The sequence below is a fragment of the Streptomyces chilikensis genome, from assembly GCF_001642695.1.
Lineage (GTDB): Bacteria > Actinomycetota > Actinomycetes > Streptomycetales > Streptomycetaceae > Streptomyces > Streptomyces chilikensis.
Map to the genome: position 1 here is coordinate 1,919,185 of NZ_LWCC02000005.1, position 24,927 is coordinate 1,944,111.

Sequence of the window (24,927 nt, forward strand, 5' to 3'; positions counted from 1 at the left end):
ATGACCGCCGTCCACCCCTGCAAGCGGGCCGCACGCCTCCCCGCGCCGCTGGCGCCGCTGCTGGAGCCCGCGACCCCGCTGGCGGTCCTGCACGCGCTGCTGAACCTGCCGGTCGCCGTCGTGCTGTTCACCTACGTCGTGACCGCCCTGTCGCTGGGCGCCGGGCTGCTGGTCACGGTGGTCGGGCTGCCGGTGCTGGTGCTGGCCCTGGCCGGCTGCCGGCTGCTGGGCGCGGCCGAGCGGGCCCGGGTGCGGCTGCTGCTGGGCGTGCGGGTCGCCGAGCCCGAGCCGCCGGCGCCGCGCGGGGACGCGCCGCGGCTCATCGCCTGGTGCGGCGCGGTGCTGCGCAGCGGGTCGACCTGGCGGCAGGCGCTGTACGCGCTGGTGCACCTGCCGTGGGCGGTGTTCTCGTTCACCGTGACGGTGACCCTCTGGTCGGCCGGGCTCGGGCTGCTGACGCTGCCGGTCTGGTACTGGTGGCTGCCGGCCGGCGACCGGGAGATCCACCTCTTCGGCGACGGCGCCCTGCTGGGCTCCACGCCGTTCGAGCTGGCCGTGTGCTGCCTGGTGGGCGCGGCGGTGACCCTGGGGGCCGCCTGGACCGCGCGCGGGACGGCCGCGGTGGACACGGCGCTGGCCCGCGGCCTGCTCGGCCCGTCCGGGCGCGCCGGGCTCTGAGGGCGGAACGGGCGGCGGGGCGGCGGCGGGGACGGAAATCGTCCCCGCCGCCGGAATGTTGCTGGGATGCTGGGCCGGTGGAGAACGCGGAGAACAACAAGGTGCGGGTGGTCATCGCCGAGGATTCGGTGCTGCTGCGGGAGGGGCTGACGCGGCTGCTCACCGACCGGGGCCACGAGGTGGTCGCGGGGGTCGGCGACGGGGAGGGGCTGGTGAAGACGATCACCGATCTCGCCGCCCGGGGCGAGCTCCCCGACGTGGTGGTGGCCGATGTGCGGATGCCGCCCACCCATACGGACGAAGGGGTGCGGGCCGCCGTCCGGATCCGCAAGGACCATCCGCGGGTGGGCGTGCTGGTGCTCTCGCAGTACGTGGAGGAGCGTTACGCCACCGAACTGCTGGCCGGGTCGAGCAGGGGCGTGGGCTACCTGCTCAAGGACCGGGTGGCCGACATCCGCGAGTTCACCGACGCGGTGGTCCGGGTCGCCCGTGGCGGGACGGCCCTGGACCCGGAGGTGGTGGCGCAGCTGCTGGGCCGCAGCCGCCGCCAGGACGTGCTGGAGGGCCTGACCCCGCGCGAGCGGGAGGTGCTGGGGCTGATGGCGGAGGGCCGCACCAACTCGGCGATCGCGCGCCGCTTGGTGGTCAGTGATGGAGCGGTGGAGAAACACGTGAGCAACATCTTCATGAAGCTGGGTCTGGCCCAGAGTGACGGGGATCACCGTCGGGTTCTCGCCGTCCTGACCTATCTGAACTCCTGAACTGGTGAACTGCTGCCACGCTGGACCGAGGGTTCGCTGTTGACAAGATGTCAACAGCCCGCGGGGGCCGCCTGGCGACAGGCGCCGGCTCCGCGCCCTTCCACGCCAAGCGGTTCAACGAATGACACAGGAAGGCAGCCCTTACAGACTTAGGGTTGAGGCGGGAGCGGCCGGCCCAAGGCGTCTCCCGCACATGCCGCCCAGGGAGGTCCAGTTCAGTGACCAGCCAGGTCAGTACAGAGCGCGAGCCGACAGCGGCGAAGGACGTCCGCCGGCTCGAACGGGTGGTCATCCGGTTCGCGGGTGACTCGGGTGACGGGATGCAGCTCACCGGCGACCGTTTCACCTCGGAGACGGCGTCCTTCGGCAACGACCTGTCGACCTTGCCCAACTTCCCCGCCGAGATCCGCGCCCCCGCAGGCACCCTCCCGGGCGTCTCCTCGTTCCAGCTCCACTTCGCGGACCACGACATCCTCACCCCCGGCGACGCACCGAACGTGCTGGTCGCCATGAACCCGGCCGCGCTGAAGGCGAACCTCGCCGACCTGCCGCGCGGCGCGGAGATCATCGTCAACACCGACGAGTTCACCACCCGTGCCCTGCAGAAGGTCGGCTACGCGGCCGATCCGCTCGAGGACGGGTCGCTCGACGGCTACCAGGTGCACCCCGTGCCGCTGACCACCCTCACGGTGGAGGCGCTGAAGGAGTTCGGTCTCACCCGGAAGGAGGCCGAGCGCAGCAAGAACATGTTCGCGCTGGGCCTGCTGAGCTGGATGTACCACCGGCCGACCGAGGGGACCGAAACGTTCCTGAGGAAGAAGTTCGCCAAGAAGCCGCAGATCGCCGAGGCGAACATCGCGGCCTTCCGGGCCGGCTGGAACTTCGGCGAGACGACCGAGGACTTCGCCGTCTCCTACGAGGTGGCCCCGGCGTCGCAGGCGTTCCCGCCCGGCGTCTACCGCAACATCTCCGGCAACCTGGCGCTCTCCTACGGTCTGATCGCCGCGTCGCGCCAGGCCGCGCTGCCGCTCTACCTGGGGTCGTACCCGATCACCCCGGCCTCCGACATCCTGCACGAGCTCAGCCGGCACAAGAACTTCGGCGTGCGCACGTTCCAGGCGGAGGACGAGATCGCCGGCATCGGGGCGGCGCTCGGCGCGGCCTTCGGCGGCTCCCTGGCGGTGACCACGACCTCCGGCCCGGGTGTGGCGCTGAAGTCGGAGACGGTGGGCCTCGCGGTCTCGCTGGAGCTTCCGCTGCTGATCGTGGACATCCAGCGCGGCGGCCCGTCGACGGGTCTGCCCACCAAGACGGAGCAGGCCGACCTGCTCCAGGCGATGTACGGCCGCAACGGCGAGGCCCCGGTCCCGGTGGTCGCCCCGTGCACCCCGGCGGACTGCTTCGACGCGGCGCTGGAGGCGGCCCGGATCGCGCTGGCCTACCGGACCCCGGTGTTCCTGCTCTCGGACGGCTACCTCGCCAACGGCAGCGAGCCCTGGCGGGTGCCCGAGGTGGAGGACCTGCCGGACCTGCGGGTGCCGTTCGCCGACGGACCGAACCACACCACCGAGGACGGCACCGAGGTCTTCTGGCCGTACAAGCGGGACCCCGAGACGCTGGCCCGTCCGTGGGCGGTGCCGGGCACGCCCGGTCTGGAGCACCGGATCGGCGGCATCGAGAAGCAGGACGGCACGGGCAACATCTCCTACGACCCGGCCAACCACGACTTCATGGTCCGCACCCGCCAGGCCAAGGTGGACGGCATCGCGGTGCCGGACCTGGAGGTCGACGACCCGGACGGCGGCGCCCGGATCCTGGTCCTCGGCTGGGGCTCCACCTACGGGCCCATCACCGCGGCGGTCCGCCGGCTGCGCGGCATCGGCCACCAGGTCGCCCAGGCGCACCTGCGGTACCTCAACCCGTTCCCGGCCAACCTGGGCGAGGTGCTCCGGGCCTACGACAAGGTGGTGGTCCCGGAGATGAACCTGGGCCAGCTCGCCGCCCTGATCAGGGCGAAGTACCTGGTCGACGCCCGCTCCCACACCCAGGTCAACGGCATGCCGTTCAAGGCGGAGCAGCTCGCCGCGGCGCTGAAGGAGGCCATCGATGGCTGAGACGACCGAGACCGCCCCGCACCTGCTGTCACTGGTCCCCAAGGCGGCCGGCAAGCAGACGATGAAGGACTTCAAGTCGGACCAGGAGGTCCGCTGGTGCCCCGGCTGCGGCGACTACGCGATCCTCGCCGCCGTCCAGGGCTTCATGCCGGAGCTGGGGCTGGCGAAGGAGAACATCGTCTTCGTCTCCGGCATCGGCTGCTCGTCCCGCTTCCCCTACTACATGAACACCTACGGGATGCACTCCATCCACGGGCGTGCGCCGGCCATCGCCACCGGGCTGGCCACCTCGCGGAGGGACCTGAGCGTCTGGGTGGTCACCGGCGACGGCGACGCGCTGTCCATCGGCGGCAACCACCTGATCCACGCCCTGCGCCGCAACGTCAATCTGAAGATCCTGCTCTTCAACAACCGGATCTACGGGCTGACCAAGGGCCAGTACTCCCCCACCTCCGAGATCGGCAAGATCACCAAGTCGACGCCGATGGGGTCGCTGGACGCCCCCTTCAACCCGGTGTCGCTGGCGCTGGGCGCGGAGGCGACCTTCGTGGCGCGGACGGTGGACTCCGACCGCAAGCACCTCACCGAGGTGCTCCGGCAGGCCGCCGCCCACGAGGGGACGGCGCTGGTGGAGATCTACCAGAACTGCAACATCTTCAACGACGGCGCCTTCGACGTGATCAAGGACCGGGAGCAGGCCCAGGAGGCGGTGATCCGCCTGGAGCACGGGCAGCCGGTCCGCTTCGGCGCGGACAACGGCAAGGGCGTGGTCCGCGACCCGGCCACCGGCGACCTCGCGGTGGTCGAGGTCACGCCGCGGAACGAGGCCGACGTGCTGGTCCACGACGCGCACGCCGCCTCGCCGACCACCGCGTTCGCGCTCTCCCGCCTGGCCGACCCCGACACCCTGCACCACACGCCCATCGGGGTCCTCCGGTCGGTGGAGCGCCCGGTGTACGACACGCTGATGGCACGGCAGCTGGAGGACGCCGTCGAGCGGCAGGGCCCCGGCGACCTGGGCGCGCTGCTGGCGGGCGGCGACACCTGGACGGTCGCCGGATGACCCCCACGGGGCGCGCGTCACGGCGATGACCGCCGGGTGACGACGCCGGCGCGCCCGCGCACTCCCGCGTGTCAGGACCGTATTCCGATACGGGAATGACACGCGGGAGGCGCGGCGTTACCTTCCGAATGGTGCCGACGCTGTGGGAGCGCGGCAGCCAGGAGGAGGAAAGATGCCACAGCCGGCTCCGCGGAACGAGAACCGGATCGGTCTGCTCAACGGATTCGCCGCCTACGGCATGTGGGGCCTGGTCCCCCTCTTCTGGCCGCTGATGAAGCCGGCCGGCGCGGTGGAGATCCTGGCGCACCGGATGATCTGGTCCCTGGTCCTGGTCGGGCTGATCCTGCTGGTGATACGCCGCTGGGCCTGGGCCGGCGAGCTGATGCGCCGGCCCCGCAAGCTCGCGCTGGTCACCCTGGCCGCGACGGTGATCACCGTGAACTGGGGCGTCTACATCTGGTCGGTCAACGCCGGCCACGTCGTCGAGGCGTCCCTCGGCTACTTCATCAATCCGCTGGTCACCATCGCCCTCGGCGTCGTCCTCCTCAAGGAGCGGCTGCGCCCCGTGCAGTGGACCGCGGTCGGCGTCGGTCTCGCCGCCGTGGTGGTGCTGACCGTGGGCTACGGGCGGCTGCCGTGGATCTCGCTGACCCTGGCCTTCTCCTTCGCCGCGTACGGCCTGGTCAAGAAGAAGGTCAACATCGGCGGGCTGGAGTCGATGGCCGCCGAGACCGCCGTCCAGTTCCTGCCCGCCCTGGCGTACCTGCTCTGGCTCGGCTCCCAGGGGCGGTCCACCTTCGGCACCGAAGGGGCCGGGCACGCCGCCCTGCTGGCCGCCACCGGTGTGGTCACCGCCGTGCCGCTGATCTGCTTCGGCGCCGCCGCCATCCGGGTGCCGCTGTCCACGCTGGGCCTGCTGCAGTACCTGGCGCCGGTCTTCCAGTTCGGGCTGGGCGTCCTCTACTTCCACGAGGCCATGCCGCCGGAGCGCTGGGCGGGCTTCGCCCTGGTGTGGCTGGCGCTGTCCCTGCTCACCTGGGACGCGCTGCGCACCGCCCGCCGCTCGGCCCGCGCCCTGCGCGCGGCGGCCGCCGCGGCGGTGGCCGTCCCGCCGGCCGACCCGGTGGCACTGCCGGAGCAGGGCGCGCGGACCGAGGCGGTGCGCTCCCAGGAGCGCACCGCCTGATCACCCGCTCCCAGGGGGCCGCCTGATCACGCTTTCCCAGGGGCGCGCCGCCTGATCACGCGTTCCGGTTGCGCGCGCCCGCGCGCCACCCGTAAGAGTGGTGCCATGACGGAACCCACGGTGCCGGTCCACTGGAAACTCGTCGTCGACGCGGCCGACCCGCACGCCCTGGCCGACTTCTGGGCGGCCGCGCTGCACTACCTCCCGGAGGACAACAGCCCTCTGGTGGAGAAGCTGCTGGGCGCCGGCGCGGTGCCCGCCGAGGCCACCCTGGAGTGGCGCGGCCGGGCCGCCTGGCGGAACCTGGCGGCGGTCCGGCACCCGGAGGACCCGTACGACGAGGAGTCCGGGACCGGACTGGGGCGGCGGCTGCTGTTCCAGCGGGTCCCGGAGCCCAAGACCGGCAAGAACCGGCTCCACCTGGACCTCCACCCCGGCCCGGGGACGCGTGCCGCCGAGGTCGAGCGGCTGACGGCGCTGGGCGCCCGCGTGCTGCGCGAGGTCCGCGAGCAGGGCGGCGCGTGGACGGTCATGTACGACCCGGAGGGCAACGAGTTCTGCGTCAGCTGAACCCGCCGCCCCCGAACGCCCCGTCCGGGCCCCCTCCCCGCACGTGCGGCGCCCGCGGGCCCGGTGCGCACGGGCCCCGCGCCCGCCGGACCTGTGGAAAACTCCGGCGGCGTCGGCGCTCCCCCCTATGGTGGAGGGAGGTCGACAGGGACGGGCGGTACAGGTGTGACCACGGCAACAACGGCATCGGCGGCCACGGGCGCGGACGCGCACGGGGCGGACCCGCACGGGGCGGACGCGCACGGGGCGGACGCGCACGGGGCGGACGCGCACGACGCGGGCGGAGCGGCGCTGGAGACGCTGCGCAAGGTCTTCGGCTACGACTCCTTCCGCGGCGAGCAGCAGGCCGTGGTCGACCACGTCGTCTCGGGCGGGGACGCCGTGGTCCTGATGCCCACCGGTGGCGGCAAGTCGCTCTGCTACCAGATCCCCGCCCTGGTGCGCCCCGGCACCGGCGTGGTGATCTCCCCGCTGATCGCGCTGATGCAGGACCAGGTCGACGCCCTGCGCGCGGCCGGCGTGCGGGCCGGCTTCCTGAACTCCACCCTGGACCTCGACGAGCAGCGGGTGGTGGAGGCCCAGTTCCGCTCCGGTGAGCTGGACCTCCTCTACCTGGCCCCCGAGCGGCTCCGCCTCGAGTCCACCCTGAACCTCCTCTCCCGCGGCCGGGTCTCCCTCTTCGCGATCGACGAGGCGCACTGCGTGGCCCAGTGGGGCCACGACTTCCGCCCCGACTACCTGGCCCTGTCGGTGCTGGGCGAGCGCTGGCCCGACGTGCCGCGGATCGCCCTGACCGCGACGGCCACCCGCGCCACCCACCAGGAGATCACCCGCCGCCTCGGCCTGGACTCGGCCCGGCACTTCGTCGCCGGGTTCGACCGGCCCAACATCCAGTACCGGATCGTGCCGAAGGCGGAGCCGAAGAAGCAGCTGCTGGCCTTCCTGCGCGAGGAGCACCAAGGCGACGCAGGGATCGTCTACTGCCTCTCCCGGAACTCCGTGGAGAAGACCGCCGAGTTCCTCCGCGCCAACGGCGTCGAGGCGGTGCCGTACCACGCGGGCCTGGACGCGGGGACCCGTGCCGCCCACCAGTCCCGGTTCCTGCGCGAGGAGGGCCTGGTGGTCGTGGCGACCATCGCCTTCGGCATGGGCATCGACAAGCCCGACGTGCGGTTCGTGGCCCACCTGGACCTGCCGAAGTCGGTGGAGGGCTACTACCAGGAGACCGGCCGCGCGGGCCGTGACGGGCTGCCGTCCACGGCGTGGATGACGTACGGGCTCAACGACGTCGTCCAGCTGCGGAAGATGATCCTGTCCGGCGAGGGCGACGAGGCCTTCCGCCGCCGCGCGCAGGCCCACCTGGACGCCATGCTGGCCCTCTGCGAGACGGTCCGGTGCCGCAGGGCCCAGCTGCTGGCCTACTTCGGCCAGGAGGCCGCCGAGGAGCACTGCGGCAACTGCGACACCTGCGTCGCCCCGCCGGAGACCTGGGACGCCACCGTGGCCGCGCAGAAGGTGCTGTCCACCGTGGTCCGGCTGGACCGGGAGCGGCGCCAGAAGTTCGGCGCCACCCAGATCATCGACATCCTGCTCGGCAAGCGCACGGCCAAGGTGATCCAGTTCGACCACGACCAGCTGTCCGTCTTCGGCATCGGCGAGGACCTCGCCGAGGGCGAGTGGCGCGGTGTGGTCCGCCAGCTGCTGGCCCAGGGACTGCTCTCGGTGGAGGGCGAGTACGGCACGCTGGTGCTGACCGAGGGCAGCGCCGCCGTGCTGCGCGGCGAGCGGCCGGTGCCGATGCGCAAGGAGCCCAGGAAGGCGCCCTCCGCGCGCGGTGAGCGCAGGGCGAAGGCCGCCGCGGCCGTGGCCGAGCTGCCCGAGGAGCTCCAGCCCGTCTTCGAGGCGCTGCGCGCCTGGCGCGGCGAGCGCGCCCGGGAGCAGGGCGTCCCCGCCTACGTGATCTTCCACGACGCGACCCTGCGGGAGATCGCCGCGGCCCGCCCCTCCTCGGTGGAGGAGCTGCGCGGGATCAGCGGCATCGGCGAGAAGAAGCTGGCCACCCACGGCGAGAGCGTCGTCGAACTCCTGGCATCGCTCGACGCCGCCTGACCCCGTACGCCCCCTCCCCGCCGTCCGCCGTCGGCGGCCTTCCGAGGAGGGGACGTACGGGAAAACGGCCACCCGAACGCTCACATGAGACGACCGGTGCCCTATTGCACATATCGCGCCGGCGTGTCAACCCGTCACGGGGGTGCTCCGGATCGTCCGTATTCTCTGATCATGCCCGCACCCGCCGCCTATGCGCCCCCCTCCCGCGCGCTCCCCGCGTACGCGCTCATCGCCACGGACCTGGACGGCACGCTCCTGCGTGACGACGACACCGTCTCCCCCCGCACCCGCGCGGCGCTGGGGTGCGCGGCCCGGGCGGGAGCCCGGCACCTGGTGGTGACCGGCCGCCCCGCGCCGCGGGTACGCGACCTGCTCGCCGGGATCGGCGGCGGCTTCGCGGTGTGCGGGCAGGGCGCGCAGCTCTACGACGCGGACCGGGACCGCCTGGTGTGGTCGATGACGCTGGACCGGGAGCTGGCCGAGACGGCCCTCGGCAAGATCGAGGCCGAGGTGGGCCAGGTGTACGCGGCCGTCGACCAGGACGGCGTCGACGGGCTCACGCTGATCGAGCCGGGTTACCGGATGGCGCGCCCCACCCTGCCCTCGGTGCGGGTGGACCGCCGGGACGACCTGTGGGAGCGGCCGATCACCAAGGTGCTGCTCGGCCACCCCGAGCTGACCGACGACGAGCTGACCGCGGTGGCCGGCGCGGCGGCCGGTTCGCTGGCGACGGTGACGATGTCCGGTCCGGGCACCGTGGAGCTCCAGCCGCACGGCATCACCAAGGCGACCGGCCTGGCCATGGCGGCCTCCCGGCTCGGCCTCGGCCCGGAGGACGCCATCGCCTTCGGCGACATGCCGAACGACGTGCCCATGTTCAGGTGGGCGGCCCGCGGGGTGGCCATGGCCAACGCCCACCCCGAGCTGAAGGCGGTCGCCGACGAGGTCACCACGACGAACGAGGACGACGGCGTGGCCGTCGTCCTCGAGCGCCTGTTCCCCCGAGGGACCGGCGTGGATCAGCGGTGATCGCGCGGGGGCGGCGGAAGCCGCCGGGGATCAGTACGCGCTGTTGACGTTGTCGATCGAACCGTAGCGGTCGGCCGCGTAGTTGCAGGCGGCGACGATGTTGGCGACCGGGTCGAACGGCGAGTTCCCGGTGCCCTCCACGTGGTACGCGTCGAAGGTGGGGTCGATCACCTGGAGCAGGCCCTTGGACGGGATGCCGTTGACGGCGTTGATGTCCCAGTCGTTGATGGCGAGCGGGTTGCCCGAGGACTCGCGCATCACGTTGCGGTGGATGCCCTCGTAGGAGCCCGGGATGTCGTGCTTCGCCATCACGGCGAGGGCGTCACGGATCCACGTCTCCAGGTTCTCCGGGGTCGCGGCCAGGTTGACGACCTTGTTCTCCGGGGCGGCGGAGCCCTGGGCGGCGGCCGGGGCCTCGGCGGCCCAGGCGCCGGTCGCGCCCGCGATCGGGGCGGCGACGACGGCCGCGGCGACGGCGAGGGCGGACGCGGTACGGGTGAAGCGGGACATGGCTTTTCCTCTCCGGGCGCCTGCGAGGTGAGCTGTCGGGTTCGGGCCAGAAAGGCTGCCCGGCCGTCGCCCTTGCCGGGCGACAGGCTTCACCCCGAGCCGTCCGGGAGCACGCGTGCTCCGGTCCGGCGGTGTACCTGGGTCCCCCGCTCCTGCCGTGCGTGGAATGGGTCTGTGGTGACCGGACGGCGGCAGGATTCGGCGTTCCGCCCGGCTGGCGCGAAACCTATGCGAGAGCGGACATCCGACACAAGTACGAAGTCTGCGGATCATTCGGGTCGATCATGATTACGGGTGATTCGCCCGCCACTCCCGCCTCCGCCGCCGACCCCCAACTCCGGTTCAGAAAGGGCGAGTTCAGGCCACCCGGCCCGCCGCGTCCACACCTCCGCCCTGTGGCTCATTTCACGGATCACCCAATGCGCACACAAACGGCAGGAAAGAGACCGAAGCCACCCAACTCCCCGAAACCGGACGGTTCATCTCCGGCCATCCGGCGGGTGGGGGCTGTCGGTGATCGAATCCTGACCGGATACGCTGAGTGGGGTGATGGCAATGACCTATCGACAAGCCGTGTGATCGTCAGCACACACCAGCAGACAGGAGACCCCTCGTGACCGTGGTCGGGCCGTTCGGGCTGAGGGTTCGGGACCAGGCGCTGGAGGCCGCCGTACAGGCCGGCATGGCGGCCGTCGAGGAAGGTCTGCTCGAAGCCACCAAGAGCGAGGTCCCGTTCATCACGGAGGCCGCGCAGCACCTCGTGAAGGCCGGCGGCAAGCGGTTCCGCCCGCTCCTCGTCACGCTCGCCGCGCAGTTCGGCGATCCGGAGGCACCGGGGATCGTCCCCTCGGCGGTGGTCGTCGAGCTCACCCACCTCGCCACGCTGTACCACGACGACGTGATGGACGAGGCGGAGGTGCGCCGCGGCGTGCCCAGCGCCAACAGCCGCTGGGGCAACTCGGTGGCCGTCCTCACCGGCGACTTCCTGTTCGCCCGCGCCTCGCACATCCTGGCCGACCTGGGCCCGGAGGCGGTGCGGGTGCAGGCGGAGGCGTTCGAGCGGCTGGTCACCGGCCAGATCCTGGAGACCGCCGGCCCGTCCGACGGGCGCTCCCCCATCGACCACTACCTCGACGTGCTGGCCGGCAAGACCGGCTCGCTGGTCGCCGTCGCCTGCCGGTTCGGCGCGATGATGTCGGGCGCCGACGACCAGGTCGTGGACGTGCTCACCCAGTACGGCGAGCGGCTCGGCGTGGCCTTCCAGCTGGCCGACGACGTCCTGGACATCGCCTCCGAGTCCTCCGACTCCGGCAAGACCCCCGGCACCGACCTGCGCGAGGGCATCGCCACGCTGCCCGTGCTGCGCCTGCGCGAGCGGGTGCGCCGGCTCGGGCTGCCGGAGGACGTCGCCCTGTGCGAGCTGCTCGACTCCGACCTGACGGACGAGGCGCGCCTCGCCGAGGCGGTGGCCCGGCTGCGGGTCCACCCCGCCCTGGAGGAGGCCCGCGCCGACACCGTCCGGTACGCCCAGGAGGCCCGCGCCGCCCTCACCCCGCTGCCGGAGTGCGAGGCCAGGACCGCCCTCGTGCACCTGTGCGACGCCGTGGTGCACCGCGCGGGCTGACCCGCCGCCGCGGCCTCCTGCCGCCGCGCACCCCGCCGTGACCGCCGAAGGCCCGGCCCCCCGTCACGAGGGGGCCGGGCCTTCGGCGTGACCGGGACCGTCAGCGGACGAACGTCCCCGCCGAGGTCGCCAGGTCCAGGAAGTACTGCGGCGCCACGCCCAGCACCACCGTCACCGCGGCGCCGACCGCGATCGCGGTGGTCGTCAGCGGCGACGGCACCGCCACCGTGGGCCCCTCCGGCGTGGGCTCGCTGAAGAACATCAGGACGATCACCCGGATGTAGAAGAACGCCGCGACCGCCGAGGACAGCACGCCGACCACCACCAGCGGAGCCGCGCCGCCCTCCGCCGCCGCCTTGAAGACGGCGAACTTGCCCGCGAACCCGGACGTCAGCGGGATGCCCGCGAAGGCCAGCAGGAAGACCGCGAACACCGCCGCCACCAGCGGCGAACGCCGCCCGAGACCCGCCCACTTGGACAGGTGGGTGGCCTCGCCCCCCGCGTCGCGCACCAGCGTCACCACGGCGAACGCGCCCACCGTGACGAAGGAGTAGGCGGCCAGGTAGAAGAGGACCGAGGAGATCCCCTCCGGCTTCGCCGCGATCACGCCGGCCAGGATGAACCCGGCGTGCGCGATCGAGGAGTAGGCCAGCAGCCGCTTGATGTCGGTCTGGGTGATGGCGACGATCGCACCGATCACCATGGTGACCGCGGCCACCGCCCACATCACCGGCCGCCAGTCCCAGCGCAGCCCCGGCAGCACCACGTACAGCAGCCGCAGCAGCGCGCCGAAGGCCGCCACCTTGGTCGCCGACGCCATGAACCCGGTCACCGGGGTCGGCGCGCCCTGGTAGACGTCCGGCGTCCACATGTGGAACGGCACCGCGCCCACCTTGAAGAGCAGGCCCATCGTCACCAGCGCCGCGCCGAGGAGCAGCAGCACGTCGTTGCCCATGGTGCCGGCGAGCGCCGGGCTGACCTCCTTCACCGTGCCCTCGACGACCTGCGCGATCCGGGCGTAGGAGACCGACCCGGCGTAGCCGTAGAGCAGCGCGATGCCGAAGAGGGTGAACGCCGAGGCGAAGGCGCCCAGCAGGAAGTACTTGACCGCGGCCTCCTGCGACAGCAGCCGCCTGCGGCGGGCCAGCGCGCAGAGCAGGTACAGCGGGAGGGAGAAGACCTCCAGCGCGATGAACAGGGTCAGCAGGTCGTTGGCGGCCGGGAAGACCATCATGCCGCCGACCGCGAACATCAGCAGGGGGAAGACCTCGGTGGTGGTGAAGCCCGCCTTGACGGCCGCCTTCTCGCCGTCGCTGCCGGGCACCGAGGCCGCTTGGGCGGCGAAGGAGTCCACCCGGTTGCCGTGCGCGGCCGGGTCCAGGCGGCGTTCGGCGAAGGTGAACAGGGCCACCAGGCCGACCAGCAGGATCACGCCCTGGAGGAACAGCGCGGGTCCGTCCACCGCGAGCGCGCCCTCCGCGGCGATGCCCGCCTCGGTGGTGGCGTAGCCGCTCACCGACAGCGCCACCACGGCGGCGAAGCCCGCGGCGAGCGCGACGCCGGCGACGAAGAGCTGCGTGTAGTGGCGTGCCCGGCGCGGCACGAAGGCCTCCACCAGGATGCCCAGCACGGCGGCGCCGATCACGATCAGCACGGGCGAGAGCTGCGCGTACTCGATCGTCGGGGCCTGGATCCTGGCGATCGGCTCGGCCGCGGGTGCGGCCAGGTCCGTCCACAGGCCGTGGACCGCTGATGCGCTCACTTGGCCGCCTCCACCTCGGGCTCGGGGTCGTGCTCCTGCACGTCGGACATGGTGTGCCGGACCGCCGGGTTGACGAGGTCCGTGAGGGGCTTCGGGTAGACGCCCAGGAAGATCAGCAGGGCGATCAGCGGCGCCACGACCGCCAGTTCACGCACCCGCAGGTCGGGCAGCTTCGCCAGTTCCGGCTTGACGGGGCCGGTCATGGTGCGCTGGTAGAGCACCAGCGTGTAGAGCGCGGCCAGCACGATGCCGAAGGTGGCGACGACGCCGACCACCGGGTAGCGGGCGAAGGCGCCCACCAGCACCAGGAACTCGCTGACGAACGGGGCGAGTCCGGGCAGCGACAGGGTGGCCAGGCCGCCGACCAGGAAGGTTCCGGCCAGCACCGGGGCCACCTTCTGCACCCCGCCGTAGTCGGCGATCAGGCGCGAGCCGCGGCGGGAGATCAGGAAGCCGGCCACCAGCATCAGCGCCGCCGTCGAGATCCCGTGGTTGACCATGTACAGCGTGGCACCGGACTGGCCCTGGCTGGTCATCACGAAGATGCCGAGGATGATGAAGCCGAAGTGGGAGATCGAGGCGTACGCCACCAGCCGCTTGATGTCCCGCTGTCCGACCGCCAGCAGCGCGCCGTAGACGATGCTGACCAGTGCCAGCACCAGCACCACCGGGGTGGCCCACTTGCTGGCCTCCGGGAAGAGCCCGAGGCAGAAGCGGAGCATCGCGAAGGTGCCGACCTTGTCGACCACGGCGGTGATCAGCACCGCGACCGGGGCGGTCGCCTCGCCCATGGCGTTGGGCAGCCAGGTGTGCAGCGGCCACAGCGGGGCCTTCACCGCGAAGGCGAGGAAGAAGCCGAGGAAGAGCAGCCGTTCGGTGTTCGTCCCCATCTCCAGCTCGCCGCTCGCGCGGGCGGCCACGATGTCCGGCAGCGAGAAGCTGCCCGCCGCCACGTACAGCCCGATCACCGCGGCCAGCATGATCAGGCCGCCGGCCAGGTTGTAGAGGAGGAACTTGACCGCCGCGTACGACCGCTGGGTGGCGGCCGCCTCCTCGCCGCCCTGGTGGGCGCGGTCCCCGAAGCCGCCGATGAGGAAGTACATCGGGATCAGCATGGCTTCGAAGAAGATGTAGAAGAGGAAGACGTCGGTGGCCTCGAAGGAGAGGATCACCATCGCCTCGACCATCAGGATCAGCGCGAAGAAGCCCTGGGTGGGCCGCCACCGATTGTTCGCGTTCTCCTTGGGGTGTCCCCCGCTCGAACGCGGTGGAGAGCTTGGGGAAGGGTCGGCGTCGTGCCAGCCGGCCAGCACGATGAACGGGATCAGCAGCGCGGTCAGCAGCAGCAGCGCCACCCCGATGCCGTCCACGCCGAGTTCCCAGCGGACCCCGAAGGCCGGGATCCACTCGTAGGTCTCGGTCAGCTGGTACCGGGCGCCGCCCGGCTCGAAGCGGACGGCCACCACGGCGGCCAGCACCAGCGTGGCCAGCGAGACCAGCAGCGCCAGCCACTTGGCGGCCGTGCGCCGCGCGGCGGGGACGGCGGCGGTGGCGACCGCCCCGAGGGCGGGCAGCACCGCCGTCGCCGTCAGCAGGGGAAAGCTCATGTCAGACCGCCCTCATCAGCAGGGTCGCGGCGACCAGGAGCGCCGTACCGCCGAACATCGAGACCGCGTAGGACCGCGCGAAGCCGTTCTGCAGCCGGCGCATCCGGGAGGAGAGCCCGCCCACCCCGGCCGCGGTGCCGTTGACCACCCCGTCGACCAGGGTGTGGTCGACGTAGACCAGGGAGCGGGTGAGGTGCTCGCCGCCGCGGACCAGGACCACGTGGTTGAAGTCGTCCTGGAGCAGGTCGCGGCGGGCCGCCCGGGTGAGCAGCGAGCCGCGCGGGGCGACCACCGGGACCGGACGGCGGCCGTACTGCAGCCAGGCCAGGCCGACGCCGATCACCATCACGGTGACGGTGGCGGCGGTGACGGTCAGCGCGCTGACCGGCGGGTGGCCGTGCTCGTAGGCGGTCACCGGCTCCAGCCAGTGCACGAACCGTTCTCCGATGCCGAAGAAGGCGCCGGCGAAGACGGAGCCGAAGGCCAGCACGATCATCGGCACGGTCATCACCTTGGGCGACTCGTGCGGGTGCGGCACGCCGCCGTGGTCCGCGGCGGGCTCCACATCGGGAGCGTCCGGGGAGGCCGCCGGGAGGTTCCGCCAGCGCTCCTCGCCGAAGAAGGTCATCAGCATCACGCGCGTCATGTAGAACGCGGTGATCCCGGCGCCCACCAGGGTCACCGTGCCGAGGATCCAGCCCTGGACGCCGCCCTTGGCGAAGGCGGACTCGATGATCAGGTCCTTGGAGAAGAACCCGGACAGGCCCGGGAAGCCGATGATCGCCAGGTAGCCGAGGCCGAACGTCACGAAGGTGACCGGCATGTACTTCCGCAGGCCGCCGTACCTGCGCATGTCGACCTCGTCGTTCATGCCGTGCATCACGGAACCCGCGCCGAGGAAGAGCCCGGCCTTGAAGAAGCCGTGCGTCACCAGGTGCATGATGGCCACCGCGTAGCCGATCGGGCCGAGGCCCGCGGCCAGCACCATGTAGCCGATCTGCGACATCGTCGAGCCGGCCAGCGCCTTCTTGATGTCGTCCTTCGCGCAACCGACGATCGCACCGAAGATCAGCGTGACCGCGCCGACGACGGTGACCACCAGCTGCGCGTCCGGCGCCGCGTTGAAGATCGCGCCGGAACGGACGATCAGGTAGACGCCCGCGGTCACCATGGTCGCCGCATGGATGAGGGCCGAGACCGGGGTCGGGCCCTCCATCGCGTCGCCCAGCCAGGACTGCAGCGGCACCTGGGCGGACTTGCCGCAGGCGGCCAGCAGCAGCATCAGCGCGATCGCGGTCAGCGTGCCCTCGCCCGTCTCGCCCACCGACCCCAGCACCGGCGTGAACGCGAACGTCCCGAAGGTGGTGAACATCAGCATGATCGCGATCGACAGGCCCATGTCGCCGACCCGGTTCACCAGGAAGGCCTTCTTGGCCGCGGTCGCCGCGCTGGGCTTGTGCTGCCAGAAGCCGATCAGCAGGTAGGAGGCGAGGCCCACGCCCTCCCAGCCGAGGTACAGCAGCAGGTAGTTGTCGGCGAGGACCAGGATCAGCATCGCCGCGAGGAACAGGTTGAGGTAGCCGAAGAACCGGCGGCGGCGCTCGTCGTGCTCCATGTACCCGATCGAGTACACGTGGATCAGCGAGCCCACACCGGTGATCAGCAGGACGAAGGTCATGGACAGCTGGTCCAGCCGGAACGCCACGTCCGCCTGGAAGCCCTCCACCGGGATCCAGCTGAACAGGTGCTGGACCAGGGTGCGGTCCTCGGCGCCCCGGCCCAGCAGGCCGGCGAAGAGGACGGCGCCGAGGACGAAGGAGGCGACGGCCAGCGCGGTGCCGATCCAGTGGCCCGCCTTGTCCAGTCTCCGGCCGCCGCACAGCAGGACGGCCGCTCCGAGCAGAGGCGCCGCGATCAGCGGCGCGATCAGGTTCTCCACGTCAGCGACCCCTTACAGCTTCATCAGTGCGGCGTCGTCGACCGAGGCCGAGTGGCGGGTGCGGAACAGCGACACGATGATCGCGAGCCCGACCACGACCTCCGCGGCGGCGACGACCATCGTGAAGAAGGCGATGATCTGGCCGTCGAGGTTGCCGTGCATGCGGGAGAAGGCGATCAGCGAGAGGTTGCAGGCATTGAGCATCAGCTCGATGCACATGAACACCACGATGGCGTTCCGCCTGATCAGCACACCGGTGGCTCCGATGGTGAACAGCAGAGCGGCGAGATAGAGGTAGTTGACCGGGTTCACTGCTGGGCCTCCTCCGCCCGCTTCAGCTCCGTCGACCCGCCGGGGCGGGGCCGCGGCTCCAGGGGGTTGCGCTCCAGCCGCTCGGCGGACCGCTGCTCCAGCGCCCGCAGGTCCGCGATGGCCTCGGTGGACACGTCACGGATCTGGCCGCGCTCGCGCAGCGTGGCGCTGACCGAGAGCTCGGACGGGGTGCCGTCGGGCAGCAGGCCCGCGATGTCCACCGCGTTGTGCCGGGCGTAGACGCCGGGGGCGGGCAGCGGCGGGACGTACTCGCCCTTGCGGACGCGCTCCTCGGCCAGTTCCTTCTGGGTCTTGGCCCGCTCGGTGCGCTCCCGGTGGGTGAGCACCATCGCGCCGACCGACGCCGTGATCAGCAGCGCGCCGGTGATCTCGAAGGCGAAGACGTACTTGCCGAACAGCAGGGCCGCCAGGCCCTGGATGTTCCCGGCGGAGTTGGCGGCGGCCAGGCCCTCGAACTCGGTGAGCGTGGCGTTGCCGATCCCGCCGGCCAGCAGGGCCCCGAAGCCGAGGCCGCAGAGCAGGGCGAGCCAGCGCTGGCCCCGGATGGTCTCCTTCAGCGAGTCCGCCGCCGTGACGCCGACCAGCATGACCACGAACAGGAACAGCATCATGATCGCGCCGGTGTAGACGACGATCTGCACGATGCCCAGGAAGTAGGCGCCGTTGGCCAGGTAGAACACGGCGAGGACGATCATCGTGCCGGCCAGGCAGAGGGCGCTGTGCACCGCCTTCCTCATGAAGACCGTGCACAGGGCGCCGATCACCGCGATCGTGCCGAGGATCCAGAACTGCACGGCCTCGCCGGTCGAGGTGGTGTACGCGGCGAGCACGCTCGTTCCGGTCATGGCGGTCATGCCCCCACCTCCTGCTGGGCGGTCGGCTGACCGTCCGCGTCCTGCGTGGCCTCCTCGGGCTTCTCGCCCTTGGACACCGCGACCTGCCGGACCGTGCCGGGAGCGGCCTCGGTGACCAGGCCCCGGTAGTAGTCCTGCTCGTCGGTGCCCGGGAAGATGGCGTGGGGCGTGTCGACCATGCCCTCCTCCAGCCCGGCCAGCAGCTGTTCCTTGGTGTAGATCAGGTTCTGCCGGGACAGGTCGGCGAGTTCGAAGTCGTTGGTCATGGTCAGCGCCCGGGTCGGGCACGCCTCGATGCACAGGCCGCAGAGGATGCAGCGCGCGTAGTTGATCTGGTACACGCGGCCGTACCGCTCGCCGGGCGAGTAGCGCTCCTCGTCGGTGTTGTCCGCGCCCTCCACGTAGATCGCGTCGGCGGGACAGGCCCAGGCGCACAGCTCGCAGCCGACGCACTTCTCCAGGCCGTCCGGATGGCGGTTGAGCTGGTGCCGTCCGTGGAACCGCGGAGCCGTGGTCTTCTTCTGCTCCGGGTACTGCTCGGTCAGCCGCTTCTTGAACATGGCCTTGAAGGTCACGCCGAAGCCGGCCACCGGATTCATGAACCCCGGCTTGGTGTCAGCGGGGTTGTTCTGTTCCTCAGCCATCGGACGCCTCCTTTCCATCCAGAGATCCGTCACGAGGTCCGTCACTGAGAGGGTCCGCACCGCCGCTGGTGACCAGCTCCCGCTCGGTGCGCGGGCGGCGCCGCGGCACCGGCGGCAACTGCTGCCCCGGCAGCGGCGGCACCGGGAAGCCGCCGGCCATCGGGTCGAAGGCGGCCGGATCCGCGGGGGCGGAGTCGTCCTTCGGCCCGCGGCGGTCGCGGAGCGTGTCGACGACCAGCGAGGCCAGCAGCACGGCGAGGATCGCGCCGCCCACGTAGAGGGCGATGTCGGCGAACCCGTAGCCCTCGTTGCGCAGCGCCCGCATGGTGGCCACGACCATCAGCCAGATCACCGAGACCGGGATGAGGACCTTCCAGCCCAGCTTCATCAGCTGGTCGTAGCGGACGCGGGGCAGCGAGCCGCGCAGCCAGATGAAGAGGAAGAGCAGCAGCTGCACCTTGAGGACGAACCAGAGCATCGGCCACCAGCCGTGGTTCGCGCCCTCCCAGAAGGTGCTGACCGGGTACGGGGCCCGCCAGCCGCCCAGGAAGAGCGTGGTGGCGACCGCGGAGACCGTCACCATGTTCACGTACTCGGCGAGCATGAACATCGCGAACTTGATGGACGAGTACTCGGTGTTGAAGCCGCCGACCAGGTCGCCCTCGGACTCCGGCATGTCGAACGGCGCCCGGTTGGTCTCGCCGACCATGGTCACGATGTAGAGGATGAAGGACACCGGCAGCAGTACGACGAACCAGCGGCTCTCCTGCTGCGCGACGATCTCGGACGTCGACATCGACCCGGAGTAGAGGAACACCGAGGCGAAGGCGGCGCCCATGGCGATCTCGTAGGAGATCATCTGCGCGCAGGAGCGCAGGCCGCCGAGGAGCGGGTAGGTCGAGCCGGAGCTCCAGCCGGCCAGCACGATGCCGTAGATGCCGACCGAGGCGACCGCCAGGATGTAGAGCATCGCGATCGGGAGGTCGGTCAGCTGCATGGTGGTGCGCTGGCCGAAGATGGAGACCTCGTTGCCCGGCGGGCCGAACGGGATCACCGCGATCGCCATGAAGGCGGGGATCGCGGCGACGATCGGCGCCAGGACGTACACCGCCTTGTCGGCCCGGCGGACGATCACGTCCTCCTTGAGCATCAGCTTCACGCCGTCGGCCAGCGACTGCAGCAGTCCCCAGGGGCCGTGGCGGTTGGGGCCGACGCGCAGCTGCATCCAGGCGACGACCTTGCGCTCCCAGACGATGGCGAACAGCACGGTCACCATCAGGAACGCGAAGCAGAAGACGGCCTTGACGACGACCAGCCACCAGGGGTCCTGGCCGAACATCGAGAGGTCCTCCGCGGCGAGCGCCGTCGGGTTCACGTTCACGCTCCGGCCTCCTCTGCGGTACCGGGGGCCTCGGCGGCGGGGGCCGCCGGGCCGACGCGGACCAGGGCGCCGGGCAGCGCACCGGTGTCGGAGGCGACGCCGCCCCCGGTGGAGTTGAGCGGCATCCAGACCACCCGGTCCGGCATCGCGGTCACCGTCAGCGGCAGCGCGACGCTCCCGGCGGGACCCGTGACGGCGACCAGGTCGCCGTCCTTGACGCCGGCCTCGGCGGCGGTGGCGGCGGAGAGCCGCACGGTGGCCGCGTGCCGGGTGCCGGCCAGGGCGTCGTCGCCCTGCTGGAGGACGCCCTGGTCGAGCAGGAGCCGGTGCCCGGCGAGCACCGCCTCGCCCGCGGCGGGGCGGGGCAGCTCCCCGGGCACGGCGGCCGGGCCCTCGGGGCGCTGCCCCTCCCAGACGCCGAGCCGGTCGATCTCCGCACGCGTGGTGCGCAGGTCGGGCAGGCCCAGGTGGCGGTCCATGGCGTCGGCCAGCATGTGCAGCACCCGGCTGTCCGCCGGGTGGTGGCGGGTGGTCGTCTGGTCGGGCTTCAGGGACGCCTCGAACGGGCGGACCCGGCCCTCCCAGTTGACGAAGGCGCCGGCCTTCTCGGCGACCGCGGCCACCGGCAGCACCACGTCGGCGTGGTCGGTGACCTCGCTCGGCCGTAGTTCGAGCGAGACCAGGAAGCCCACCTCGGCGAGCGCCCGGCGGGCGAGGGCCGGGTCCGGCAGGTCGGCGACCTCGACGCCGGCGACCACCAGCGCCGCCAGTTCGCCCTCGGCCGCCGCGTCGAGGATGCGGGCGGTGTCGCGGCCCGGACGCTCGGGCAGGGCGGAGGTCCCCCAGGCGGCGGCCACCTCGCGGCGGGCCTGCGGATCGTGGGCGGGGCGTCCGCCGGGCAGCAGCCCGGGCAGCGCGCCCGCCTCGATCGCGCCGCGTTCACCGGCCCGGCGCGGGATCCACGCCAGGCGGGCGCCGGTGGCGGTGGCCACCCGCACCGCGGCGGTGAGCGCGCCGGGGACGGCGGCGAGGCGTTCGCCGACCAGGATCACCGCGCCCTCGGCGCGCATCGCCTCGGCCACCCGGGGGGCGTCGCCCTCCAGGCCGGTGCCGTCGGCGAGCGCCTCCAGCCAGGCGGTCTCGGTGCCGGGGGCGGCCGGCAGCAGCGTGCCGCCCGCCTTGGTGAGGCCCCGGGTGGCGTGGCTGGCCAGCGCGAAGACCTTCTGCCCGTGCTTGCGCCAGGCCTTGCGGAGCCGCAGGAAGACGCCGGGCGCCTCCTCCTCCGCCTCGAACCCGGCCAGCAGCACGGCGGGCGCCTGCTCCAGCGCCGTGTACGTCAGGCCCGTACCGTCCAGGCCGATTCCGCGTCCGGCGACCCGGGAGGCGAGGAAGACGGCCTCCTCGTCGCTGTGCACCCGCGCCCGGAAGTCGACGTCGTTGGTGTCCAGCGCGATCCGGGCGAACTTGGAGTACGCGTAGGCGTCCTCGACGGTGAGCCGCCCGCCGGTGAGCACGCCGGCCCGGCCGCGCGCGGCGTTCAGCCCGCGGGCCGCCGCCTCCAGCGCCTCGGGCCAGGAGGCCGGCTCCAGCACGCCCTCGGCGTTGCGCACCAGCGGCGCGGCCAGACGGTCGCGCTGCTGGGCGTAGCGGAAGGCGAAGCGGCCCTTGTCGCAGATCCACTCCTCGTTGACCTGCGGGTCCTCGGCGGCCAGCCGGCGCATCACCTTGCCGCGCCGGTGGTCGGTGCGGGTGGCGCAGCCGCCGGCGCAGTGCTCGCAGACCGAAGGGCTGGAGATCAGGTCGAACGGACGGGCCCGGAACCGGTAGGCGGCCGAGGTGAGCGCGCCGACCGGGCAGATCTGGATGGTGTTGCCGGAGAAGTACGACTCGAACGGGTCGCCCACGCCGGTGCCGACCTGCTGGAGCGCGCCGCGCTCCACCAGTTCGATCATCGGGTCGCCCGCGACCTGGTTGGAGAAGCGGGTGCAGCGGGCGCAGAGCACGCAGCGCTCGCGGTCCAGCAGCACCTGGGTGGAGATGGGGACCGGCTTCTCGTAGGTGCGCTTGTGGCCCTCGAAGCGGGACTCGGCGTTGCCGTGCGACATCGCCTGGTTCTGCAGCGGGCACTCGCCGCCCTTGTCGCAGACCGGGCAGTCCAGGGGGTGGTTGATGAGCAGCAGCTCCATCACCCCCTTCTGCGCCTTGTCGGCGACCTGGGAGGTCAGCTGCGTCTTCACCACCATGCCGTCGGTGCAGGTGATGGTGCAGGAGGCCATCGGCTTGCGCTGGCCCTCCACCTCGACGATGCACTGGCGGCAGGCGCCGGCCGGGTCCAGGAGGGGGTGGTCGCAGAACCGGGGGATCTCGATGCCGAGCTGCTCGGCGGCCCGGATGACCAGGGTGCCCTTGGGCACGCTGATCTCCGCGCCGTCGATGGTCAGCGTGACGAGGTCCTCCGGGGGCACGGCCCCGGCTCCCGGTCCGCCGCCGGAGGGAGCACTGGTCGGCGCGGTCATGCGTTCACCTCCAGGTGCTTGTCCGCCCAGAGGGTGGACTTCGCCGGGTCGAAGGGGCAGCCGCGACCCCTGATGTGCTCCTCGTACTCGTCGCGGAAGTACTTCAAGGAGGAGAAGATCGGCGAGGCGGCGCCGTCGCCGAGGGCGCAGAACGACTTGCCGTTGATGTTGTCGGCGATGTCGTTGAGCTTGTCGAGGTCGGTCAGGACGCCCTTGCCGGCCTCGATGTCGCGCAGCAGCTGGACCAGCCAGTAGGTGCCCTCGCGGCAGGGGGTGCACTTGCCGCAGGACTCGTGCGCGTAGAACTCGGTCCAGCGGGTGACCGCGCGGACCACGCAGGTGGTCTCGTCGAAGCACTGCAGGGCCTTGGTGCCGAGCATGGAGCCGGCCGCGCCGACCCCCTCGTAGTCCAGCGGGACGTCGAGGTGCTCGTCGGTGAACATCGGGGTGGACGAGCCGCCGGGGGTCCAGAACTTCAGGCGGTGGCCGGGCCGCATGCCGCCGCTCATGTCGAGCAGCTGGCGCAGCGTGATGCCGAGCGGGGCCTCGTACTGGCCGGGGTTGGTGACGTGGCCGCTGAGCGAGTACAGCGTGAAGCCCGGGGACTTCTCGCTGCCCATGGAGCGGAACCAGTCCTTGCCGTGGTGCATGATCGCGGGGACCGAAGCGATGGACTCCACGTTGTTCACCACGGTGGGGCAGGCGTAGAGGCCGGCGACCGCGGGGAAGGGCGGGCGCAGCCTCGGCTGGCCGCGGCGTCCCTCCAGGGAGTCGAGCAGCGCGGTCTCCTCGCCGCAGATGTACGCGCCCGCGCCCGCGTGCACGGTGATGTCGAGGTCCAGGCCGCTGCCGAGGGCGTCCTTGCCGAGGTAGCCGGCCGCGTAGGCCTCGCGCACGGCGGAGTGCAGCCGCCGCAGCACGGGGACGACCTCGCCGCGCAGGTAGATGAAGGCGTGCGAGGAGCGGATGGCGTAGCAGGCGATGATCATTCCCTCGATGAGGGAGTGCGGGTTGGCGTAGAGGAGGGGGATGTCCTTGCAGGTGCCGGGCTCCGACTCGTCGGCGTTGACGACGAGGTAGTGCGGCTTGCCGTCGCCCTGGGGGATGAACTGCCACTTCATCCCGGTGGGGAAGCCCGCGCCGCCCCGGCCTCGCAGGCCGGATTCCTTGACGTAGGCGATGACCTCGTCGGGGGTCATCGTCAGGGCCTTGCGCAGGCCTTCGTAGCCCTCGTGCCGCCGGTAGACGTCCAGGGTCCAGGAACGGTCCTCGTCCCAGAACGCCGACAGCACGGGAGCGAGCAGCTTGTCCGGGCTCGTCTCGTTGAGTTCGCCGGTCGCCACGCTCATCACTCCCCCTCCTCTTCTTCGGCAGAGCCGGCGGAGCCGGCCACGGGACCTGCCGGGTGGGCCGGGTCGGACGCCGAGGTGGTGCTCGGCGCGTCGTGCGAGCTGGAGTGGGACGCGGGCGAGGGGCCGGTGCGCGGACCGTCGCCGAAGGAAGCGCCGTGCGACGGCTCCCCGCCCTGGCCCGCGGCGTCGCGCGGGTGGACGACGCGGGGGCCGAGCGGCTGTCCCTTGGCGAGGCGGAGCCCGGCCAGCGAGGCGGGCCCGGCGCTGCCGCCCGCCTCGACGGCGCCGGGGCGCTCGTCGGGGAAGCCGGCCAGGATGCGCGCCGTCTCCTTGAAGGTGCACAGCGGGGCGCCGCGGGTCGGCGTGACAGGGCGTCCTTCGATCAGGTCGTCGACCAGTCGCCGCGCGGAGGCCGGCGTCATGTTGTCGAAGAACTCCCAGTTGACCATCACCACGGGGGCGAAGTCGCAGGCCGCGTTGCACTCGATGTGCTCCAGCGTGACCTTGCCGTCCGGGGTGGTGCCGTTGTTGCCGACGCCGAGGTGCTGCTGGAGGTCCTCGAAGATGGCGTCGCCGCCCATCACCGCGCAGAGCGTGTTGGTGCAGACGCCCACCTGGTAGTCGCCGCTCGGCCGGCGCCGGTACATCGTGTAGAAGGTGGCGACGGCGGTGACCTCCGCGGTGGTGAGGTCCAGCATCTCGGCGCAGAACCTCATGCCGGTGCGGGTGACGTGCCCCTCCTCCGACTGCACCAGGTGCAGCATCGGCAGCAGCGCGGACCGGGAGTCCGGGTAGCGGGCGATGATCTCGCGCGCGTCGGCCTCCAGCCGGATCCGCACGTCCTCCGGGTAGTCCGGGGCGGGCAGTTCGGGCATGCCGAGCCCGATGCCGTGGG

General features: G+C 71.9%; 20 protein-coding genes and 1 riboswitch. Of the genes, 9 read left to right on the forward strand and 11 right to left on the reverse strand.

Going from position 1 to position 24,927, the window contains the following annotated elements; translation table 11 throughout:
- From A2U95_RS08585 to A2U95_RS08620, 8 genes are all read left to right on the forward strand, one after another.
- Entirely contained in the window at nucleotides 1–678 is a 678-nt protein-coding gene (locus A2U95_RS08585) for a sensor domain-containing protein (RefSeq protein ID WP_166021584.1), read from the forward strand.
- Between the two features lie 101 nt (nucleotides 679–779).
- Nucleotides 780–1,439, forward strand: coding sequence for a response regulator transcription factor (locus A2U95_RS08590; protein ID WP_277350932.1), 660 nt, complete (start codon nucleotides 780–782; stop codon nucleotides 1,437–1,439).
- Nucleotides 1,440–1,657: 218 nt separating this feature from the next.
- Nucleotides 1,658–3,553 (forward strand): 2-oxoacid:acceptor oxidoreductase subunit alpha, encoded by a 1,896-nt coding sequence (locus tag A2U95_RS08595; protein ID WP_206282840.1) that lies wholly within the window; start codon nucleotides 1,658–1,660, stop codon nucleotides 3,551–3,553.
- Nucleotides 3,546–4,616, forward strand: a complete 1,071-nt coding sequence (locus A2U95_RS08600) for a 2-oxoacid:ferredoxin oxidoreductase subunit beta (protein WP_166021585.1) — start codon at nucleotides 3,546–3,548, stop codon at nucleotides 4,614–4,616. The genes A2U95_RS08595 and A2U95_RS08600 overlap by 8 nt, the downstream gene beginning before the upstream one ends.
- A 172-nt stretch (nucleotides 4,617–4,788) precedes the next feature.
- Nucleotides 4,789–5,802, forward strand: a complete 1,014-nt coding sequence (gene rarD / locus A2U95_RS08605) for an EamA family transporter RarD (protein WP_166021586.1) — start codon at nucleotides 4,789–4,791, stop codon at nucleotides 5,800–5,802.
- Between the two features lie 105 nt (nucleotides 5,803–5,907).
- Nucleotides 5,908–6,372: a VOC family protein gene (locus A2U95_RS08610; RefSeq protein ID WP_166021587.1), complete on the forward strand. Its 465-nt coding sequence runs from the start codon at nucleotides 5,908–5,910 to the stop codon at nucleotides 6,370–6,372.
- A 291-nt stretch (nucleotides 6,373–6,663) separates the two neighbouring features.
- Nucleotides 6,664–8,481 carry a DNA helicase RecQ gene (gene recQ, locus A2U95_RS08615; RefSeq protein ID WP_240957439.1) on the forward strand — a complete coding sequence of 606 codons (1,818 nt, stop codon included), beginning with the start codon at nucleotides 6,664–6,666 and terminating at the stop codon, nucleotides 8,479–8,481.
- A 171-nt stretch (nucleotides 8,482–8,652) separates the two neighbouring features.
- Nucleotides 8,653–9,510 (forward strand): HAD family hydrolase, encoded by an 858-nt coding sequence (locus tag A2U95_RS08620; protein WP_166021589.1) that lies wholly within the window; start codon nucleotides 8,653–8,655, stop codon nucleotides 9,508–9,510.
- Nucleotides 9,511–9,540: 30 nt separating this feature from the next.
- On the opposite strand, the gene A2U95_RS08625 is transcribed toward A2U95_RS08620, so the two are convergent.
- On the reverse strand, nucleotides 9,541–10,020 hold the full coding sequence (locus A2U95_RS08625) for a transglycosylase SLT domain-containing protein (RefSeq protein WP_166021590.1): 480 nt from the start codon (nucleotides 10,018–10,020) through the stop codon (nucleotides 9,541–9,543).
- A gap of 3 nt (nucleotides 10,021–10,023) precedes the next feature.
- Nucleotides 10,024–10,203: riboswitch (cyclic di-AMP (ydaO/yuaA leader) on the reverse strand.
- A gap of 430 nt (nucleotides 10,204–10,633) precedes the next feature.
- Between A2U95_RS08625 and A2U95_RS08630 the strand changes: the two genes are divergently transcribed.
- A complete protein-coding gene (locus tag A2U95_RS08630; RefSeq protein WP_166021591.1) occupies nucleotides 10,634–11,644 on the forward strand; it encodes a polyprenyl synthetase family protein in 1,011 nt (336 codons plus the stop codon).
- A gap of 100 nt (nucleotides 11,645–11,744) precedes the next feature.
- On the opposite strand, the gene nuoN is transcribed toward A2U95_RS08630, so the two are convergent.
- Genes nuoN through nuoE form a run of 10 tightly spaced genes read right to left on the reverse strand, consistent with a single transcriptional unit; the run spans nucleotide 11,745 to nucleotide 24,907 of the window.
- Complete coding sequence (gene nuoN / locus A2U95_RS08635) at nucleotides 11,745–13,406, reverse strand: NADH-quinone oxidoreductase subunit NuoN (protein WP_166021592.1); 1,662 nt, start codon at nucleotides 13,404–13,406, stop codon at nucleotides 11,745–11,747.
- Nucleotides 13,403–15,013, reverse strand: a complete 1,611-nt coding sequence (locus A2U95_RS08640; RefSeq protein WP_166021593.1) for an NADH-quinone oxidoreductase subunit M — start codon at nucleotides 15,011–15,013, stop codon at nucleotides 13,403–13,405. The genes nuoN and A2U95_RS08640 overlap by 4 nt, the downstream gene beginning before the upstream one ends.
- A gap of 1 nt (nucleotide 15,014) precedes the next feature.
- On the reverse strand, nucleotides 15,015–16,952 hold the full coding sequence (nuoL, locus tag A2U95_RS08645; protein WP_166021594.1) for an NADH-quinone oxidoreductase subunit L: 1,938 nt from the start codon (nucleotides 16,950–16,952) through the stop codon (nucleotides 15,015–15,017).
- Between the two features lie 12 nt (nucleotides 16,953–16,964).
- Nucleotides 16,965–17,264, reverse strand: coding sequence for an NADH-quinone oxidoreductase subunit NuoK (nuoK, locus tag A2U95_RS08650; RefSeq protein ID WP_166021595.1), 300 nt, complete (start codon nucleotides 17,262–17,264; stop codon nucleotides 16,965–16,967).
- Nucleotides 17,261–18,130, reverse strand: coding sequence for an NADH-quinone oxidoreductase subunit J (locus A2U95_RS08655; RefSeq protein WP_166024956.1), 870 nt, complete (start codon nucleotides 18,128–18,130; stop codon nucleotides 17,261–17,263). The genes nuoK and A2U95_RS08655 overlap by 4 nt, the downstream gene beginning before the upstream one ends.
- A 5-nt stretch (nucleotides 18,131–18,135) precedes the next feature.
- On the reverse strand, nucleotides 18,136–18,783 hold the full coding sequence (gene nuoI / locus A2U95_RS08660; RefSeq protein WP_166021596.1) for an NADH-quinone oxidoreductase subunit NuoI: 648 nt from the start codon (nucleotides 18,781–18,783) through the stop codon (nucleotides 18,136–18,138).
- Nucleotides 18,776–20,122: an NADH-quinone oxidoreductase subunit NuoH gene (nuoH, locus tag A2U95_RS08665; protein ID WP_420857019.1), complete on the reverse strand. Its 1,347-nt coding sequence runs from the start codon at nucleotides 20,120–20,122 to the stop codon at nucleotides 18,776–18,778. The genes nuoI and nuoH overlap by 8 nt, the downstream gene beginning before the upstream one ends.
- 38 nt (nucleotides 20,123–20,160) lie before the next feature.
- A complete protein-coding gene (locus tag A2U95_RS08670; RefSeq protein WP_166021597.1) occupies nucleotides 20,161–22,680 on the reverse strand; it encodes an NADH-quinone oxidoreductase subunit G in 2,520 nt (839 codons plus the stop codon).
- The gene (nuoF, locus tag A2U95_RS08675) at nucleotides 22,677–24,029 is read right to left on the reverse strand and encodes an NADH-quinone oxidoreductase subunit NuoF (RefSeq protein WP_166021598.1); all 1,353 of its coding nucleotides are present in this window, start codon (nucleotides 24,027–24,029) and stop codon (nucleotides 22,677–22,679) included. The genes A2U95_RS08670 and nuoF overlap by 4 nt, the downstream gene beginning before the upstream one ends.
- Complete coding sequence (gene nuoE / locus A2U95_RS08680; RefSeq protein ID WP_166024961.1) at nucleotides 24,029–24,907, reverse strand: NADH-quinone oxidoreductase subunit NuoE; 879 nt, start codon at nucleotides 24,905–24,907, stop codon at nucleotides 24,029–24,031. Before nuoE ends, nuoF begins: the two co-directional genes overlap by 1 nt.
- Nucleotides 24,908–24,927: the final 20 nt, after the last annotated feature.